This is a genomic window from Variovorax sp. SG517 (assembly GCF_013376045.1).
Classification (GTDB): Bacteria; Pseudomonadota; Gammaproteobacteria; order Burkholderiales; family Burkholderiaceae_C; genus Variovorax.
This window is the reverse complement of record NZ_JABMJG010000001.1, coordinates 806,752-822,597: the sequence shown is the minus strand read 5'-3', so window position 1 is coordinate 822,597 and position 15,846 is coordinate 806,752. Positions and strand designations below refer to the sequence as shown.

The 15,846-nt window shown below is 67.7% G+C and carries 16 protein-coding genes and 1 tRNA gene; 3 read left to right on the top strand and 14 right to left on the bottom strand.

The window, feature by feature from the left end:
* Window positions 1-19: 19 nt before the first annotated feature.
* The gene (locus tag FHT32_RS03785) at window positions 20-1,390 is read right to left on the bottom strand and encodes a tetratricopeptide repeat protein (protein WP_176663281.1); all 1,371 of its coding nucleotides are present in this window, start codon (window positions 1,388-1,390) and stop codon (window positions 20-22) included.
* A 195-nt stretch (window positions 1,391-1,585) separates the two neighbouring features.
* The gene (locus FHT32_RS03780) at window positions 1,586-1,984 is read right to left on the bottom strand and encodes a 4-oxalocrotonate tautomerase (RefSeq protein WP_176663280.1); all 399 of its coding nucleotides are present in this window, start codon (window positions 1,982-1,984) and stop codon (window positions 1,586-1,588) included.
* Window positions 1,985-2,096: 112 nt separating this feature from the next.
* On the opposite strand from FHT32_RS03780, the gene FHT32_RS03775 reads away from it, so the two are divergent.
* On the top strand, window positions 2,097-2,957 hold the full coding sequence (locus FHT32_RS03775; protein ID WP_176663279.1) for a LysR family transcriptional regulator: 861 nt from the start codon (window positions 2,097-2,099) through the stop codon (window positions 2,955-2,957).
* Between the two features lie 41 nt (window positions 2,958-2,998).
* Window positions 2,999-3,625 carry a YitT family protein gene (locus FHT32_RS03770; RefSeq protein ID WP_176663278.1) on the top strand — a complete coding sequence of 209 codons (627 nt, stop codon included), beginning with the start codon at window positions 2,999-3,001 and terminating at the stop codon, window positions 3,623-3,625.
* 9 nt (window positions 3,626-3,634) lie between these two features.
* Here the strand turns inward: FHT32_RS03770 and FHT32_RS03765 are convergent, their stop codons facing one another.
* From FHT32_RS03765 to FHT32_RS03735, 7 genes are all read right to left on the bottom strand, one after another.
* Window positions 3,635-5,047: an amidase gene (locus FHT32_RS03765; RefSeq protein ID WP_176663277.1), complete on the bottom strand. Its 1,413-nt coding sequence runs from the start codon at window positions 5,045-5,047 to the stop codon at window positions 3,635-3,637.
* 168 nt (window positions 5,048-5,215) lie between these two features.
* Window positions 5,216-6,703: an ABC transporter substrate-binding protein gene (locus tag FHT32_RS03760; RefSeq protein ID WP_176663276.1), complete on the bottom strand. Its 1,488-nt coding sequence runs from the start codon at window positions 6,701-6,703 to the stop codon at window positions 5,216-5,218.
* Between the two features lie 237 nt (window positions 6,704-6,940).
* The gene (locus FHT32_RS03755; protein WP_176663275.1) at window positions 6,941-8,434 is read right to left on the bottom strand and encodes an ABC transporter substrate-binding protein; all 1,494 of its coding nucleotides are present in this window, start codon (window positions 8,432-8,434) and stop codon (window positions 6,941-6,943) included.
* Between the two features lie 115 nt (window positions 8,435-8,549).
* Window positions 8,550-9,383, bottom strand: a complete 834-nt coding sequence (locus FHT32_RS03750) for an ATP-binding cassette domain-containing protein (RefSeq protein WP_176663274.1) — start codon at window positions 9,381-9,383, stop codon at window positions 8,550-8,552.
* A complete protein-coding gene (locus tag FHT32_RS03745; RefSeq protein ID WP_176663273.1) occupies window positions 9,380-10,369 on the bottom strand; it encodes an ABC transporter ATP-binding protein in 990 nt (329 codons plus the stop codon). Before FHT32_RS03745 ends, FHT32_RS03750 begins: the two co-directional genes overlap by 4 nt.
* 14 nt (window positions 10,370-10,383) lie before the next feature.
* Window positions 10,384-11,259 (bottom strand): ABC transporter permease, encoded by an 876-nt coding sequence (locus tag FHT32_RS03740; RefSeq protein ID WP_176663272.1) that lies wholly within the window; start codon window positions 11,257-11,259, stop codon window positions 10,384-10,386.
* Window positions 11,256-12,206 carry an ABC transporter permease gene (locus FHT32_RS03735; RefSeq protein WP_132754111.1) on the bottom strand — a complete coding sequence of 317 codons (951 nt, stop codon included), beginning with the start codon at window positions 12,204-12,206 and terminating at the stop codon, window positions 11,256-11,258. The genes FHT32_RS03740 and FHT32_RS03735 overlap by 4 nt, the downstream gene beginning before the upstream one ends.
* Before the next feature lie 104 nt (window positions 12,207-12,310).
* Here FHT32_RS03735 and FHT32_RS03730 point away from each other — a divergent pair, with 104 nt between their 5' ends.
* The gene (locus FHT32_RS03730; RefSeq protein ID WP_176663271.1) at window positions 12,311-12,598 is read left to right on the top strand and encodes a YfhL family 4Fe-4S dicluster ferredoxin; all 288 of its coding nucleotides are present in this window, start codon (window positions 12,311-12,313) and stop codon (window positions 12,596-12,598) included.
* Here FHT32_RS03730 and FHT32_RS03725 read toward each other — a convergent pair.
* The 5 genes from FHT32_RS03725 to FHT32_RS03705 all read right to left on the bottom strand — a co-directional run bounded on the left by FHT32_RS03725 (window position 12,595) and on the right by FHT32_RS03705 (window position 15,796).
* Window positions 12,595-13,083, bottom strand: a complete 489-nt coding sequence (locus tag FHT32_RS03725) for a hypothetical protein (protein ID WP_176663270.1) — start codon at window positions 13,081-13,083, stop codon at window positions 12,595-12,597. The genes FHT32_RS03730 and FHT32_RS03725 overlap by 4 nt on opposite strands.
* Window positions 13,084-13,119: 36 nt before the next feature.
* Complete coding sequence (gene pth / locus FHT32_RS03720; RefSeq protein WP_176663269.1) at window positions 13,120-13,755, bottom strand: aminoacyl-tRNA hydrolase; 636 nt, start codon at window positions 13,753-13,755, stop codon at window positions 13,120-13,122.
* Between the two features lie 86 nt (window positions 13,756-13,841).
* Window positions 13,842-14,522, bottom strand: coding sequence for a 50S ribosomal protein L25/general stress protein Ctc (locus FHT32_RS03715; RefSeq protein WP_176663268.1), 681 nt, complete (start codon window positions 14,520-14,522; stop codon window positions 13,842-13,844).
* A gap of 84 nt (window positions 14,523-14,606) precedes the next feature.
* On the bottom strand, window positions 14,607-15,581 hold the full coding sequence (locus FHT32_RS03710; protein ID WP_081269883.1) for a ribose-phosphate pyrophosphokinase: 975 nt from the start codon (window positions 15,579-15,581) through the stop codon (window positions 14,607-14,609).
* Between the two features lie 138 nt (window positions 15,582-15,719).
* Window positions 15,720-15,796: transfer RNA gene (locus FHT32_RS03705), tRNA-Gln, on the bottom strand.
* Between the last annotated feature and the right edge of the window lie 50 nt (window positions 15,797-15,846).

Here is a 15,846-nt window from a genome sequence, read left to right as displayed (position 1 = left end):
GGCGCCTGCACCGGCCTGTTCAGGCGAGGCCGGTGGTGCCTCCGGCCAGCTGTCCGAGGCCGAGCCGGGCATACACGCCAGCCGTCTGCCGGCGCAGGCGCAGCGACTCGGGCTGTCCGTTGAGCTGCTGCTGCAGGATGCCCTGGGCCGCCGACAGCGAAGCCTGCGTGCCGCTGCGCACCAGCGCGTCGAGATACACCTGCTCGAACAGGTCGCGCTGCGCATGGCTGCCGCCGATCTCGATCATGCGCGGCAGGGCCGTGCCCAGCCCTTCGATTGCCGCAGCGAGATTGCCGCGCGCATGCGCCACCAGCCCGTGCGCCGCCGGCACGCACACGCGCTGCCATGCCGCGCGCGTCGACGCCGGCGCGTGGGGCGCGAAGGCTGCGATGTTGCGCAGCAGCACATCGGCCTCGGGGCGGCCGGCACGCGCCAGGCCGTAGAGGTACTGCAGGTCGAGGAAGGGCAGCACGTGGTCGGCCTGCCGCTGGCGCAGGTGGTCGGCCACGTCCTCCCAGCGCCGGCCCACGTCGATGCCCGCGAGCTCCAGCCGCGCGAGCAGAGAGACGGCGCCGATCTGGTCCTGCGAGTAGTCCTTCACCACGCCCCAGGCATGCTCGTCGTACACCGCGAGCGCCTCGGCATCGCGGCCCAGGTCGATGAGGAACAGCGCCATGTGCCACCAGTTGTGCGTGACCATGAACGAGTTGAGACCGATCCAGGTGTCGCTCACGCTCTCCATGAACGCCAGCCCCTCCGCGAGCCGGCCCTCGGTGAGCATCACGTGCGCCAGCGCATGGTGCGCCCACGGCTCCTTGCGGCACATGGCGATGGCGCAGCGCGCGCTCGCCTCGGCCTCGCGCATCAGGTGGCACTGCTCGTAGCCGAAGGCCGCCATGCCGTGCACGTAGGGCACGTCGGCCGCATGCGGCAGCACCGCCAGCGCGAGCTTCAGCATGCCGGGGCAGTCGCCGGTGTTGAAGCAGTGGTACTGGCCGAGCTTGACCGACACCAGGTCGCGCGGATGCTCGCGGGCCTGCTCGGCATGCAGCGCAATCGCACGGTCGATGTCGCCCTCGGCCCAGGCTTCGATGGCTGCGATGTAGCGCTGCTCGCGCGGCGTTGCGCGTGCTGCGCCGGCGCGGGCTTTCTCAAGGAAGGGCCGCGCGTTGGCCACGGCTTCGCGCGATTCGGCGAACAGGTGCAGCGTGGCGCAGTAGGCCTGCACGATGGGGCTCGCGTCGGCATCGGCCACCGCGAGCAGGTTGACCGCGCGGGCCTCGCTGGAAATGAAGCCCATGACGAAGTCGTCGACCAGCGGCAGGCTGGCGGCATCGTCGAGGGTGAGCGGGTTGCCGAGGCTGTCGGCGAGGGAATTTGCGGATGGCATGACGGCATGGTGCCATGCCCCGGAATGCTTCAGCGCCGCACTGTTTCTCTACCGCGCCATTGACGGGCCCGCAACGCAGGAAGTTTCGACTGCCAAGGCCAGGAACACCGCGGAACCGGCTTTGCCGGGCCGCTGGTGTTGCCCCCGGCGAGGTGGGGAGAAGCGACACGAAGTGCGCGAAGCCTGGGGGTGAATCTATACGCCGGCCTGCTGGTGCCGGTACTCCTGCGTCTTGCCGCCGTAGCCGTAGGCGGCGCCGCGCGCGTCGATCACGTGGATGTACGACACCTCGTGCAGGTCGGGCCTGATCTTCGCCATGGCGGCGTGCACTTCGCGCAGGTAGCGCGCCTTCTCGGCCTTGGTGTTGGTCTCGTCGGTGATGCTGATGTCGAGGTGGAAGGCCGACTTGCCCAGCGAGGCCAGCGATTGGCCGCCGATGAACCAGGCGTCGGCGGCGATGTACTGCACGGTGATGGCGATCACCGGCAGCTGCTTGCCGAGCACGCTCTGCGTGAGCTCGGCGACGGCGTCGACGGTCTTGCCGGTGAGGTCGGCGTCGGGTTGGCCGGAGAGGTGGACGACGATGTGGGGCATGGCGGACTCCTTGGATGAACGGGTTGTCGATGGGGTGATTGTGGGAACCGGCATGCAATTGGAAAAGCGGGAAGATATGATTCTTTCCATCGGATAAACGGATGGATGAACCATGCAGGGATTCGACCTGGAGCAATTGCGCACGCTGGCCGCCGTCGTCGACGCGGGCAGCCTCACCGCGGCCGCGCCGCGCGTCTTCCTCTCGCAGTCGTCGGTGAGCGAGCAGATCCGCAAGCTGGAAGAGCGCGCGGGGCAGTCGCTGCTCACGCGCAGCAAGGCCGGCGCTACGCCCACCGAGGCGGGCGTGCGGCTGCTGGGCTATGCGCGGCGCATCCTGGCGCTGAGCGACGAGGCCTTCCGCGACCTGCACGGCGAGACGCTGCAGGGCGAGCTGCGGCTCGCCGTCACCGACTATTTCCGGCCCGGCGACCTGACCCGGCTCCTGGGGCGGCTCGGTGAGAGCTATCCGCAGGTTCGGCTGCACGTCACCATCCTGAAGAGCGACGATCTGCGCGCCGCCTATGCGCGCGGCGACTTCGACGTGGCGGTGGCAATGAACATCGCCGGTGTTTCCGCCGCGCAGTCGCGGGCGTCGGTGATCCGGCGCGAATCGCTGGTGTGGTTGGGCGCGGCCGGCATGCGGCTGGTGCGCGGCGAGCCGGTGCGCCTGCTGGCGCTGCCCGACACCTGTTCGCTGCACCAGTTCACGGTGGCGCTGCTGCGGCGCAGGCGCGTGCCCTATGCGCTGGCGCATGTGGCGTCGGGCGTGGCGGGGCTGCAGTCGGCGCTGGCGGCGGGGCTGGGCGTGGCCTGCCTCAACGAGTCGGCGATCAGCGATGGGGTAACGCGGCTCGCCACGCCCCACGGGCTGCCGGCGCTGCCGCGCGTCGCCTTCGAGTTCCTGCCCGGCCGCCGGGGCGAAACCGCATTCGTGACCCGGGCCCGGGAACTGCTGGCCACCCATCTGGTGTGAGCCGGGCGCCGGGGTGGCGCGGGATTTGCGTCAGGACAACCATGGACGCGCCACCTCCCACCACCCCGCCAGACTGGCTACGCCACTCCCGCTTCGACGACGCCCAGGCGATCTTCTCGGGCACGCTCTTCGTCGCCATCGCGATGATGCTGTTCGGCCAGGCCGGCCTGCTCACGGGCGGCACGGCCGGCGTCGCCTTCCTGCTGCACTACGCCACCGGCGCGAGCTTCGGAAAGCTGTTCTTCCTGGTCAACCTGCCGTTCTACTGGTTCGCCTGGCGCCACATGGGCCGGGCGTTCACGCTCAAGACCTTCTCGGCCATCGCGCTGCTCTCGGTGATGACCGACCTGGCGCCGCGCTACCTGTCGATCGATTCGCTGCACCCGGCCTTCGCGGCCGTACTCGGTGGCCTGCTGCTGGGCACCGGCTGCCTGTTCCTCGCCCGTCACCGCGCCAGCCTGGGCGGTGCAACCGTGCTGACGCTCTACCTGCAGGAAAAGCGCGGCTGGCCTGCCGGCAAGGTGCAGATCGGCATCGACTGCACGGTGGTGCTGCTCGCCCTGTGCGTGATCCCGCCGCAGCGGGTGGGTTGGTCGGTGCTGGCCGCGGTGGTGATGGGGCTCTTTCTCTGGATCAACCACAAGCCCGGTCGCTATGCGGCGACCTGAGGTGCCCCGCTAGCGGCCGGGCGGCGATGGCCAGGGCCGCTGCGGCGCACGGATCTGCTCGAAGGCGCGCGCCACGCGCAGCACGCCGAGATCGTCGAAGCGCTGGCCGGCGATCTGCAGCCCTATCGGCAGGCCCGACGCCGAGTACCCGCAGTTCACCGAGGCGGCCGGCTGCTCCGACATGTTGAACGGCACCGTGAAGCCGATGTGCTCCAGCGGCCGCAGCGGGTCGTTGGTGGGCGAGGGCGCCTCGGCCGCGGCCGGCATGTTGGGCGACACGGGCGAGATCACGTAGTCGAAGCGCGCGCAGGCGCTCACGGCGGCCGCGCGCGTCGCATGGAACTGGCTGAAGCCGCGGAACACGTGCTCGCCGCTGAACTCCGCCGCGCTCTCGGCCCATTCGCGGATGTAGGGCAGCACCTTCGAGCGCTGGTCGGCGCGCAGGCTCTTCATGTCCACCAGCGAGCGCATGCGCCAGAAGTGGTCCATGCCGTCGAGCATCGCCTGCGACATGAAGGGCTGCATCGGCTCGATGACGGCGCCGGCCTTCTCCAGCAGGCGCGCGGCCTGCTCGACCGCCGCCTGTATCTCGGGCTCCACCGCCAGCCCGCAGCCCGCGTCGAGCAGCAGACCGAAGCGCAGGCCGCGCAGATGGTCGGGCGGCACGTCGAAGCCGGCCCAATCGATGTCCTGCGGCGGCAGGGCCATGCTGTCGCGCGCGTCGGGCTTGGCCAGCGCCTGCATCAGCAGCGCGGCGTCGCCCACGGTGCGCGTCATCGGCCCGGCCGCGCGGCCCATGTAGGGCGGATCGATGGGAATGCGCCCCAGGCTGGGCTTGAGCGTGAAGATGCCGCACCAGCTCGCGGGCAGGCGCAGCGAGCCGCCGATGTCGGTGCCCAGGTGCAGCGGGCCGTAGCCGGCCGCTGCAGCCGCGCCGGCACCTGCGCTCGAGCCGCCAGGCGTCAGGCGCAGGTCCCATGGGTTGCGCGCCAGCGTGTGGAAGCTGGAGAGCCCCGAAGACAGCATGCCGTAGTCCGGCATCGTGGTCTTGCTCACGATCACCGCGCCGGCTTCCTTCAGGCGCGCGGCCGGCGGTGCATCCGCAGCCGCGGGCTTCAGGTCGACGGCGGCGGTGCCTGCGGGCATCGGGTCGCCGCGCGTTGCGATGTTTTCCTTGATGGTGGCCGGCACGCCGTCCAGCGGCCCGCGAGCATCGCCGTGCAGCCAGCGCGCCTCCGAAGCGCGCGCCTGTTCGAGCGCAGCCTCGGGCCTGAAGAGCCAGGTGGCCTGCAGGTGCGGCTCCCAGCGCTCCACCTGTGCGATCACGGCCTGCGTGACCTCGACCGGCGAGAGCTTGCGGTCGCGGTAGGCGACCGCAAGCTCCTGCGCGGAAAGACTGCTCAGCAAGGCGGCATCGGACATTGCTTCACTCACGTGCCTAACCGCACCTCGCGTGATTCACGGCGCACGAGATGACCACGGTCCCTTCGGGAAACACCGTGGAACCGGCTTTGCCGGGCCACCGGTGTTGCCCTCGGTAGGGGATTGGCGAAGCGACACGAAGTGCGCGAAGCCTGGGGGCGAGCCTCATCAACTCCACGAGAGCGCGGAGAGGTCGTTCACGAAGATCGGGTTTTCCTTCCAGATGCCCTTCACGCTCTTCTTCGCGACCGTCGGGAACTGCGGCTGGTACAGGAAGCCGTTGGCTGCATCCGTGGCCAGCATCTTCTGCGCGTCGCCCAGCAGCTTGTTGCGCTCGGTGGCGCTGGCGGTGGTCTTGATCTTGTCGAACAGCGCGTCGAAGGCTTTCGACTGGTAGCCCCAGTAGTAGTCGGCCTTGGCGTAGTTGCCGAGGTCGAAGGGCTCCACGTGCGACACGATCGACAGGTCGTAGTCCTTGTTGCCGTAGGTGCCGCTGAGCCACTGGGCCCACTCGACGTTCTGCACCTTCACCACGATGCCGATCTTGGCCAGCTGGGCCACGATCACCTCGCCGCCCTGGCGGGCGTAGGGCGGCGGCGGCAGCGTCATCTTCAGCTCGAGCGGCGTCTTCACGCCGGCCTCGGCCAGCAGCTTCTTGGCCTTCTCGATGTCGAAGGGGTTGATGCCGGTGGTGTCGACATAGCCCGCCGCGCCCGGCACGTAGTGGCTGCCGATGGGCACGCCGAAGCCGTCGGCCGCGCCTTCGATGAAGGCCTTGCGGTCGATGGCCGCGAGGATGGCGCGGCGCACGCGCACGTCGTCCAGCGGCTTCTTCTTGTTGTTGATCGACAGGATGGTCTTGGCGCGCGAACCGGCCAGGATCACCTGGAACTGCGGGTTCATCTTGAACTGCTGCACCACGCGCGTGCCAATGCGCGGGAACACGTCGATGTCGCCCGAGAGCATGGCCGCGGCCTGCGCGGCCGTGTCGGAGATGAAGCGGAAGGTGACCTTGTTGATCTTCGCGGTCGCCGGGCTGCGGAAGCCCTCCCACTTGCTCAGCGTGATCGACGAGCCCTTGGCCCAGTTGTCGAGCTTGTAGGGGCCGGTGCCGACCGGCTTGGTGGCGTTGCCATCGGCGCTCTTGGGCTCGACGATCACGGCCGTGGCCTGGCCCAGCACGAAGGGCAGGTCAGGGTCGATCTCCTTGTTGATGATGACCACCGTGTAGTCGTCGACCACCTGGGTGCTCAGGTTGGCGAAGGTGCGCTTGTCCTTGTTGGTGCTCTTCTCGCTGCCCGCGCGGTCGAACGAGAACTTCACGGTGGCCGCGTTGAAGGGCTCGCCGTTCTGGTACTTCACGCCGCGCTTCAGCTTGAAGGTGTAGGTCTTGAGGTCGGGGGAGATCTCCCAGCTCTCGGCCAGCAGCGGGGTGACGCTGCCGTCGGAATTGATCTTGGTGAGCGTCTCGAGGATGTTGTACTGCACCACCTCGGCGATGGCGGCCGCGGCGCCGGTGGTCGGGTCCAGCCCCGGCGGCTCGAGCGCCATGCCGATCACGATGGCGTCCTTCCTGCCCTGCGCCACGGCGGCGAGCGGGATGGCCAGTGCCACGGTGGCGCCGGCGGTGGCAAGGAGGGTGCGACGGTTCAGCATACGTGTGATCTCCGGAAAAACATGCCAGGTTCGAATGGCGGACGACTGCTGCGGCGCACGCCGTGCCCCGAAGGGAGGCGCGGCGCCGCGAAAGACACGGCACGCAGCACGAAAGATGCCACCTGCGCGACCGGCCATTTTGATGCAGAGGGCGCGCCGCCGCGCGGCCTGCGGGGCGGTTTTTACTCGGGACGTTCCCGTATGCGGGAACGCCCGGCTGGGATCAGGCCCAGAGGATCAGGCCCAGGACAGGGACGCGATGTCGTTCACGAAGATCGGCGCGTCCTTCCACAGTCCGCGCAGGTTGCGCGCCGCCACGGTGATGAACTGCGGCTGGAACAGGAAGACGTTGGCCGCGTCCTCGGCCAGCAGCCGCTGCGCGTCGCCCAGGTAGCGCAGGCGGTCGGCGGGGCGTGCCGCGTTGCGTGCCTTCTCGAAGATCTCGTTGAACTTCGGCGACTGGTATCCCCAGTAGTACTCCGGCTTGGTGTAGTTGACGAGATCGAAGGGCTCGACGTGCAGGATCAGCGAGAGGTCGTAGTTCTTGTTGCCGTAGGTGCCGCTGATCCACTGCGCCCATTCGACGTTCTGGATCTTCGCGACGATGCCCACCTTGGCGAGCTGCGCGGCAATGAGCTCGCCGCCCTGGCGCGCGTAGGGCGGGGGCGGCAGCACCAGCTCCAGTTCGAGCGGCGTCTTCACGCCGGCCTCGGCCAGCAGCTTCTTCGCCTTCTCCACGTCGTAGGGGTTGATGCCGGTGGTGTCGATGTACCCCGGCGCGCCCGGCACGTAGTGGCTGCCGATGGGGATGCCCCGGCCGTCGATGGCGGCCTCGATCACCGCCTTGCGGTCGATGGCCGCAGAGATCGCGCGGCGCACGCGCACGTCGTCCAGCGGCTTGCGCCTGTTGTTGATGGCAAGGATGGTCTTGCCGCGCGATGCGTTGAACACCACCTGGAAGCGCTTGTCGTTCTGGAACTGCGGCAGGCTGCGCGACACCGATGCGTGGGGGAACAGGTCGACGTCGCCCGAGAGCAGCGCCGTGGTCTGCGCGGCCGGTTCCGAGATGAAGCGGAAGCTGGCCTTGCGGATCTGCACCGTGTCGGCGCCGCGCCAGCCGTCCCACTTGGCGAGCACGATGCTCGAGCCCTTGGCCCAGTTGTCGAGCCTGTAGGGGCCGGTGCCCACGGGCTTGGTCGCATTGGTCTCCACCGTCTTCGGCTCGACGATGATGGCCGAGGCCTGCCCGAGCAGGAACAGCAGGTCGGGCTCGATCTCCTTGGTGATCAGCACCACCGTGTGATCGTCGACCACCTGCGTCGCGATGTTGGTGAAGGTGCGCTTGTCCTTGTTGGTGCTGTTGGCCGCGGCCGCGCGGTCGAACGAGAACTTCACGCTCTGCGCGTTGAAGGGCTCGCCGTTCTGGAACTTCACGCCGCGGCGCAGCTTGAAGGTGAGCGTCTTCAGGTCGGGCGAGACCTCCCAGCTCTCGGCCAGCAGCGGCGTGACGCTGCCGTCGGAGTTGATCTTGGTGAGGGTCTCGAAGACGGTGTAGAGCACCACCTCGGCGATCTCGGCGCCCGCCTTGGCCGTGGGGTCGAGGCCCGTGGGCTCCAGCGTGAGGCCGATGACCAGCGCATCCTTTCTCTTCTGCGCCAGCGCGAGCGTCGGCAGGGCCAGCGGTGTCAGGGCTGCGGCGCCGGTGGCGAGCAGGGTGCGTCGTTTGAGCATGAAGCGGAGTCCTCGAAACAGGGGGCAAGCATCATCCGCGACGGCGCGCACGTGCGCAACCAGATGCTTATGACCCACTCATCCTAAGCGGAGTGGGCGACGCTTCGATGTCAGCTCAGCCCGGCAGCAGCGTGCCGCCGGCGGGCGTTCGCGGCACCGCGTCGAGCAGCGTGCGCGTGTACTCGTGCCGCGCATGCTGGAAGAGCTCGGCGGGCGCTCCCTGTTCCACGATGCGTCCCTTGAAGACCACGCACACGTTGTCGCAGAGATGGTTGACCACCGCGAGGTCGTGGCTGATGAGCAGGTAGCTGATGCCGAACTGTTGCTGGAGGTCCTGCATGAGGTTGAGCACCTGCGCCTGCACCGACACGTCGAGCGCGCTCACGGGCTCGTCGGCCACGATGAGCTTGGGGCGCGTGATGAGTGCTCGCGCGATGGCGATGCGCTGGCGCTGGCCGCCGGAGAACTCGTGCGGGTACTTGTCAAGGTCGGTGGTGCGAAGGCCCACGGCGGCGAGCGTTTCGGCGGCGCGCTCGCGCTGCTCGGCCCGAGTGGTGGCCGCGAGGGCTTCGAGCGGCTCGGCGACGATGCGTGCCACCGTCTGGCGCGGATCGAGCGAGCCGTACGGGTCCTGGAACACCATCTGGAAGTCGCGGCGCGCCACGCGCAACTCTTCCTTCGAGAGCGAATGCAGGTTGCGGCCTTCGAGCGAGACGGTGCCCGAGGTCGGCGTATCGAGCGCCATCACGAGCCGGGCGATGGTCGACTTGCCGGAGCCCGATTCGCCGACGATGCCCACGCTCTGGCCGGCCTGCACTTCGAAGCTCACGCCGTTGAGCGCCTTCACGGTGGGTGGCGGGCCGAAGAGCCTCTCGCGCGGCAGCGCGTAGTGGCGCACGAGATCGGTGACCTGCAGCAGTGGCGAAGAAGCGGTGGCGCTCGCGCTCATGGTGCGATGGCTCCTTCAGCGGCGATCTCCTCCAGCCGGATGCATCGCACCGCGTGCTCGTGCGGCAGCATGGTGGCCGGCGGCGGCGTGGTCCTGCAGGCGTCGATGGTGTAGCTGCAGCGGCCCGCGAAGGGACAGCCCTTCGGCAGGTCGACCAGCTCGGGCACGCTGCCCTTGATGGTGGCGAGCCGAACGCCGCGCGGCGCACCGATGACCGGGCGCGCGGCGAAAAGGCCCTGCGTGTACGGGTGCGCGCGCCGCGCGAACACCGCTTCGGTCGGCCCGCTCTCGACCACGCTGCCGCCGTACATCACGAGCATCTTCGACACCGTCTGCGCGATCACGCCGAGGTCGTGCGAGATCAGGATCAGCGCCATGCCGCGTTCGGCCACCAGGCTCTTGATCAGCTCGAGGATCTGCTTCTGGATGGTCACGTCGAGCGCGGTGGTCGGCTCGTCGGCGATCAGCAGGTCGGGCCCGCACGCGAGCGCCATCGCGATGCCGATGCGCTGCCGCTGGCCGCCGGAGAACTGGTGCGGATACGCATCGAGGCGCGAGGCCGCATCGGGAATACCCACGCGCTCCAGCAGCGCGAGCACTTCCTTGCGCGCGTCGGCCTTCGAGAGCCCGCGATGCAGCCGCAACGGCTCGCCGACCTGGCGCGCGATGGTGTGCACCGGGTTCAGGGCAGTCATCGGCTCCTGGAAGATCATGCCGATGCGGTTGCCGCGGATTTCGCACATCTTTTTCTCGGGCAGCCCCACGAGCTCGGTGCCGTCGAAGCGGATGCTGCCACCGACCTTCGCAGTCGATGGCAGCAGGCCCATGAGCGACATCACGGTGATCGACTTGCCGCAGCCCGATTCCCCGACGATGCCCAGCGTCTCGCCGCGCTCCAGCGAGAACGAGATGCCGCGCACGGCCTCGGCGGGGCCGCGCTGCGTCTGCAGGCCGATGTGGAGATCCTTGACTTCGAGCAGGGGCATCTTGCTTACCTCGCCTACCTCGCGCGGGCCAGCCGCGGATCGAGCAGGTCGCGCAGGCCGTCGCCGAGCAGGTTGAGGCCCAGCACCGCGAACGCGATCGCCATGCCGGGAAACACCGCGAGCAGCGGCGCCTGGAACATCATCGTCTGGGCCTCGCTGAGCATGCGGCCCCATGAAGGCTGCGGCGGCTGCGTGCCGAGGCCCAGGTAGGAGAGGGCCGCTTCGGCGAGGATCGCGATGGCGAAGCGGATGGTGATCTGCACGATCAGCACGGCCGAGATGTTCGGCAGCACGTGCTGCATCGTGATCGAGAACGATCCCTTGCCGCAGGCGCGTGCGGCGGCGACGTACTCGCGCGACCAGATGGCGTTGGCCGAGGCGCGCGTGATGCGCGCGAAGGTCGGGATGTTGTAGATGCCGATCGCGATGATCGCGTTGACGATGCCTGCGCCGAACACGGCCGTCATCATGATGGCCGAGAGGATCGCCGGAAAGGCCAGCGAGAAGTCGGTGAGCCGCATGATGGCTTCTTCAACCCAGCCACGCTTCGCTGCCGCGAGCAAACCGAGCGCAGTGCCGACCACGAGGCCGATGCCGACCGCGATCACGCCCACCAGGATGGATGCGCGCGCGCCGACGAGCAGCAGCGAAGCCACGTCGCGTCCATAGGTGTCGGTGCCCAGCCAGTGCGCGCCTGACGGCGGCTTCAGCTTGCTGGCCATGTCCATCTCGTAGGGCGACCATGGTGTCCACACCAGCGAGACGGCTGCGGCCAGCAGCAGGAGCAGCGTGAGCGTGCCGCCGATGACGAAGCTGCGGTGGTGCAATGCGCGGCGCCAGAATCCCGGCACCCTGAGCGCGGCCGCGCTGGGAGCGGTGACGGTGCTCATATGTCGCTGGCCTTGATGCGCGGATCGATCACGGCATAGAGCACGTCGACCACGAAGTTCACGATGACCACCATGGCCGCCAGCAGCATCACGCAGTTGCGCACCACGATCAGGTCGCGGTTGCTGATGGCCTGGAAGATCAGCCGGCCCAGGCCGGGAAGATAGAACACGTTCTCCACCACGATCGTGCCGGCCAGCAGTTCCGAGAACTGCATGCCCATCACCGTGATGACCGGGATCATCGCGTTGCGCAGCACGTGCGTCCAAAGCACCATGCGCTGCGACACACCCTTGGCGCGCGCGGTGCGCACGAAATCCTCGCGCATCACCTCGAGCACCGCCGAGCGCGTGATGCGTGCCAGGATCGCCGCCTGCACCACCGCCAGCGAAAGGGCAGGCAGCAGCAGCGACTTGATCCCCGCGAAGATCCCTTCGCCCCATCCTTCGAAGCCGCCGGCGGAGAACCACTGCAGCTGCACCGAGAACACCAGGATCAGCAGGATGGCGAACCAGAAGTTCGGAATGGCGATGCCGACCTGGGCCATGCCCATGAGGCCGACGTCGCCGAGCTTGTTGTGGCGGGCCGCGGCGGTCACGCCCACCAGCAGCGCGATCACGACGGTGAAGGCCATCGCCAGCACGGCCAGGGGCACGGTCAGCGCGAGGCGTTCGAGGATGAGGTCGAGCACCGGCGAGCTGTAGGCGTAGCTGTCGCCGAGGTTGCCGGTGAGCAGGCCGCCGATCCAGTGCCAGTAGCGGGTCCAGGCGGGCTGGTCGAGGCCGAGCTTGGTGGCCAGGGCGGCGACGGCCTCGGGCGAGGCGTCGGGGCCCATGAGCATCTGCGCGGCGTTGCCGGGCAGGATCTCGAGCACGAGGAAGACGATGACCGAGGCGCCGATCAGGGTGCCGATCAGCGTGGCGAGGCGCTTGACTAGGAACAGGCTCATGGGGCGGGGCGCAGCATAACTGACTCCCGCAACAAATGTGCCGCGAATGTGGCCTTTGTCATTCACCGGCGGCCCGTCCCGCCCGAGCCGCGATAATCGAGGCTATGGCCCTCATGATCACCGACGAATGCATCAATTGCGATGTCTGCGAGCCCGAGTGCCCGAACGACGCCATCTACATGGGCGAGGCGTTCTACGAGATCGATCCGCACAAGTGCACCGAGTGCGTGGGCCATTTCGATGAACCGCAGTGCGTGCAGATCTGCCCGGTAGCCTGCATTCCCGTGAACCCCGAGCACGTGGAAAGCCGCGAGACGCTGATGCAGAAGTACCAGCGTCTCACGGCGATCAAGGTGACTGCCGCTGCAGCGGCGGCCTCGTCCGGCGCCTAGTCGGCCGACTTCCGCTTCTTTTTCTTGCGCTCCGGTGCGTCGGCGCCCGAGCCGCTGCTGAAGCTCAGGCTCGATTTGCGGGGCGCATTGGCTTCCTTGCGGGCGCGGTCGCGCTCCCTCTGCTCGGCCATGGCGAGCCGCCTCTCCGCCAGGGCCGCGCTTCTTGCCTCCCGCGCGGCGCGCTGGTCGCGGTCATATGCGGCCTTTTCCAGCGACAGGCGGCTGCGCTCCATGTGGTCGGCCTGGGTTTGGGCGCTGCGGGTGCCCGCATCGGCGGCACGGCGGTCCTCGTCGCTGCGGCGGTCGTCGACCTTCATCGTTCGCCCGCCTTCGCAGGGCCGGTCGGAATAGGTGTTGCCGCATCGCCAGGTGTTCGCCCCTTGGGCGGCAGCGCCCGTCCAGCAGACGCCGATTGCTACTGAAAGGATAGCGGCCGCGGTTTTCGAAACCGTCTTTCCGTCCTTCTTTCTCTTCTTCTCGCTCATTTTTATTTCTCTCCCTCCCTGCACTTCAATGGCCGGCTAGGTGGCGGCAGGCGTCGTGCCCCCTTCGCCGGGCTCCCTCCGAGGCGGTTTGGGCCGCGGCGGTTTGCTCGTGTGAATGACCAGCGTCGCCTTTTCCATCTCGCCCGCGACCAGCGCGGGAATCGCATGGAGCGTGCGAGTGATGGCGTCGTCGATCGCTTCGCGCTGTTCCTTGAGCGGCTTCTTGAGCACCCAGTTGACGACCTCCGACTTCACGCCGGGATGCCCGATGCCCAGGCGCAACCGCCAGTAGTCGCCGGTGCCCAGCTGCGCATGGATGTCGCGCAGCCCGTTGTGGCCGGCATGGCTGCCGCCGAACTTGAGCTTGACCTGGCCCGGGACCACGTCGAGCTCGTCGTGCACCACGAGGATTTCTTCCGGCGCGATCTTGAAGAAGCGCGCCAGCGCAGCCACCGACTTGCCCGACAGGTTCATGAAGGTCTGCGGCTCCAGCAGCCAGATGCTCTGGCCGCCGATGCTCGTGCGCGCGGCCAGGCCGTGATAGCTGCGCTCGGGCACGAGGTTGAGCTTCCATTCGCGCGCAAGGGCGTCGATCCACCAGAAGCCCGCGTTGTGCCGCGTGGCTTCGTACTCGGGGCCCGGGTTTCCGAGGCCGACAAACAGCTTGATCATGGTCGTGGATTATCCGGTCGCCGCAAAAGCAGAAGGCCCGCACGAGGCGGGCCTTCATCGAGAAGCAACGATCGCGAAGAAGCGGATTACTTCTTGGCGGGTGCCTTGGCAGCGGGCGTCTTGGCCGCGGCCTTGCCACCCTTGCCGGCCGGAGCGGCGGCTGCTGCGTCGGCAGCGGCTGCGCCTTCGGCGGGCGCTTCTTCTTCAGCAGCCGGCGTCACGGCCGAAGCCAGCACCGGGTTCGGCTTGCCGTGGCTGACCCACTTCACGCCGCGGGGCAGCTTGATGTCCTTCAGCGTGACGGTGCCGTTCTTCTTCAGGCCCGACAGGTCGACTTCGATGAACTCGGGCAGGTCGGTCGGCAGGCAGTTCACTTCCAGTTCGGTCGTGACGTGGTTGACCAGGTTGTGGTCGAGCTTGACGGCGTCGGACTCTTCCTCGCCCTTGAAGTGCACGGGCACCTTCAGGGTCATGCGGGTCTTGGCGTCCACGCGCTGGAAGTCGATGTGCTGCACCAGCTGGCGGAAGGGGTGGTATTGCACGTCGCGCAGCAGAACCTTGCTGACGTTGCCGCCCAGTTCCATCTCGAGAACGCTCGAGTGGAAGGCTTCCTTCTTCAGGGCGTGCCACAGCGCGTTGTGATCGATCTCGATCAGTTGCGGCTGGGTGTCGCCACCATAGACGATGCCGGGGGTCTTGCCCGAGATGCGGAGACGGCGGCTCGCACCCGTGCCCTGCTTTGCGCGCTCATAAGCGACGAATTTCATAACTAGCTCCAGTAAGAGTCCACCGCGACCAGTGCGACTCCGGTTCAAAAAGGCTTCAGGGGTGAAGCCCGCTTTTTGCCCAGGTCAGAACAGGTTGTCCTGATCCGAGAACAAACTCATCACCGACTCGCCCTTGGCAATGCGCTGGATCGTTTCGGCGATCAGCGGTGCCACGGAGAGCTGGCGGATCTTTCCGCAGGCATTGGCGCCGTCGGAAAGGGGAATGGTGTTGGTCACGACCACTTCGTCGAGGGCCGAGCCCTGCGTGATGCGCTCGATGGCCGGGCCCGAGAAGATCGGGTGCGTGCAGTAGGCGTACACGCTCTTGGCGCCGCGCTCCTTCAGCACTTCGGCTGCTTTGACCAGCGTGCCGGCGGTGTCGATCATGTCGTCCATGATCACGCAGTTGCGGCCGTCGATCTCGCCGATCACGTTCATCACTTCGCTGACGTTCGCCTTCGGGCGGCGCTTGTCGATGATGGCGAGGTCGCAGTTCAGCTGCTTGGCCAGTGCACGGGCGCGGACCACGCCGCCCACGTCGGGCGAGACCACGATCAGGTCTTCGTAGTTCTTGGCGCGCAGGTCGCCCAGCAGCACCGGCGAGGCGTAGATGTTGTCGACGGGAATGTCGAAGAAGCCCTGGATCTGGTCAGCGTGCAGGTCCATGGTGAGCACGCGCTCGACGCCGACGGTTTCCAGCAGGTTGGCCACCACCTTGGCCGAGATCGGCACGCGGCTGGAGCGCGGGCGGCGGTCCTGGCGGGCATAGCCGAAGTAGGGGATCACGGCGCTGATGCGTTCGGCCGAGGCGCGCTTGAGCGCGTCGACCATGATCAGCAGTTCCATCAGGTTTTCGTTCGTCGGAGCGCAGGTCGACTGAACGACGAACACGTCGCGCGCCCGGACGTTCTGATTGATCTCGACGGTGACTTCGCCGTCGGAGAAGCGGCCGACGCGGGCAGCGCCCAGCGAAGTGCCGAGGTTGTGCGCGATTTCTGCAGCAAGGCCCGGATTGGCGTTGCCGGTGAAAACCATGAAGTCAGGGTGATTAGCCTGCATGAGCGCGTCCCGGCAGTGCAAGTGGGCTTAGGAAGCCGCCAAAAGGTTCGTATGCGTGGCGGCCGGTGAGCCGCCGATTATTGCAGCGGGTGGGCTGCAAATGAAGACTGCGGCCCTCGGGCCGCAGTCGTGAAGATTTGGCAGGGGAGAAAGGATTCGAACCTTTGCATGCTGGAATCAAAATCCAGTGCCTTAACCAGCTTGGCGACTCCCCTACACGGGTCGACGGCTTTCGCCATCAACCGATATATGTCGCATCGAACCG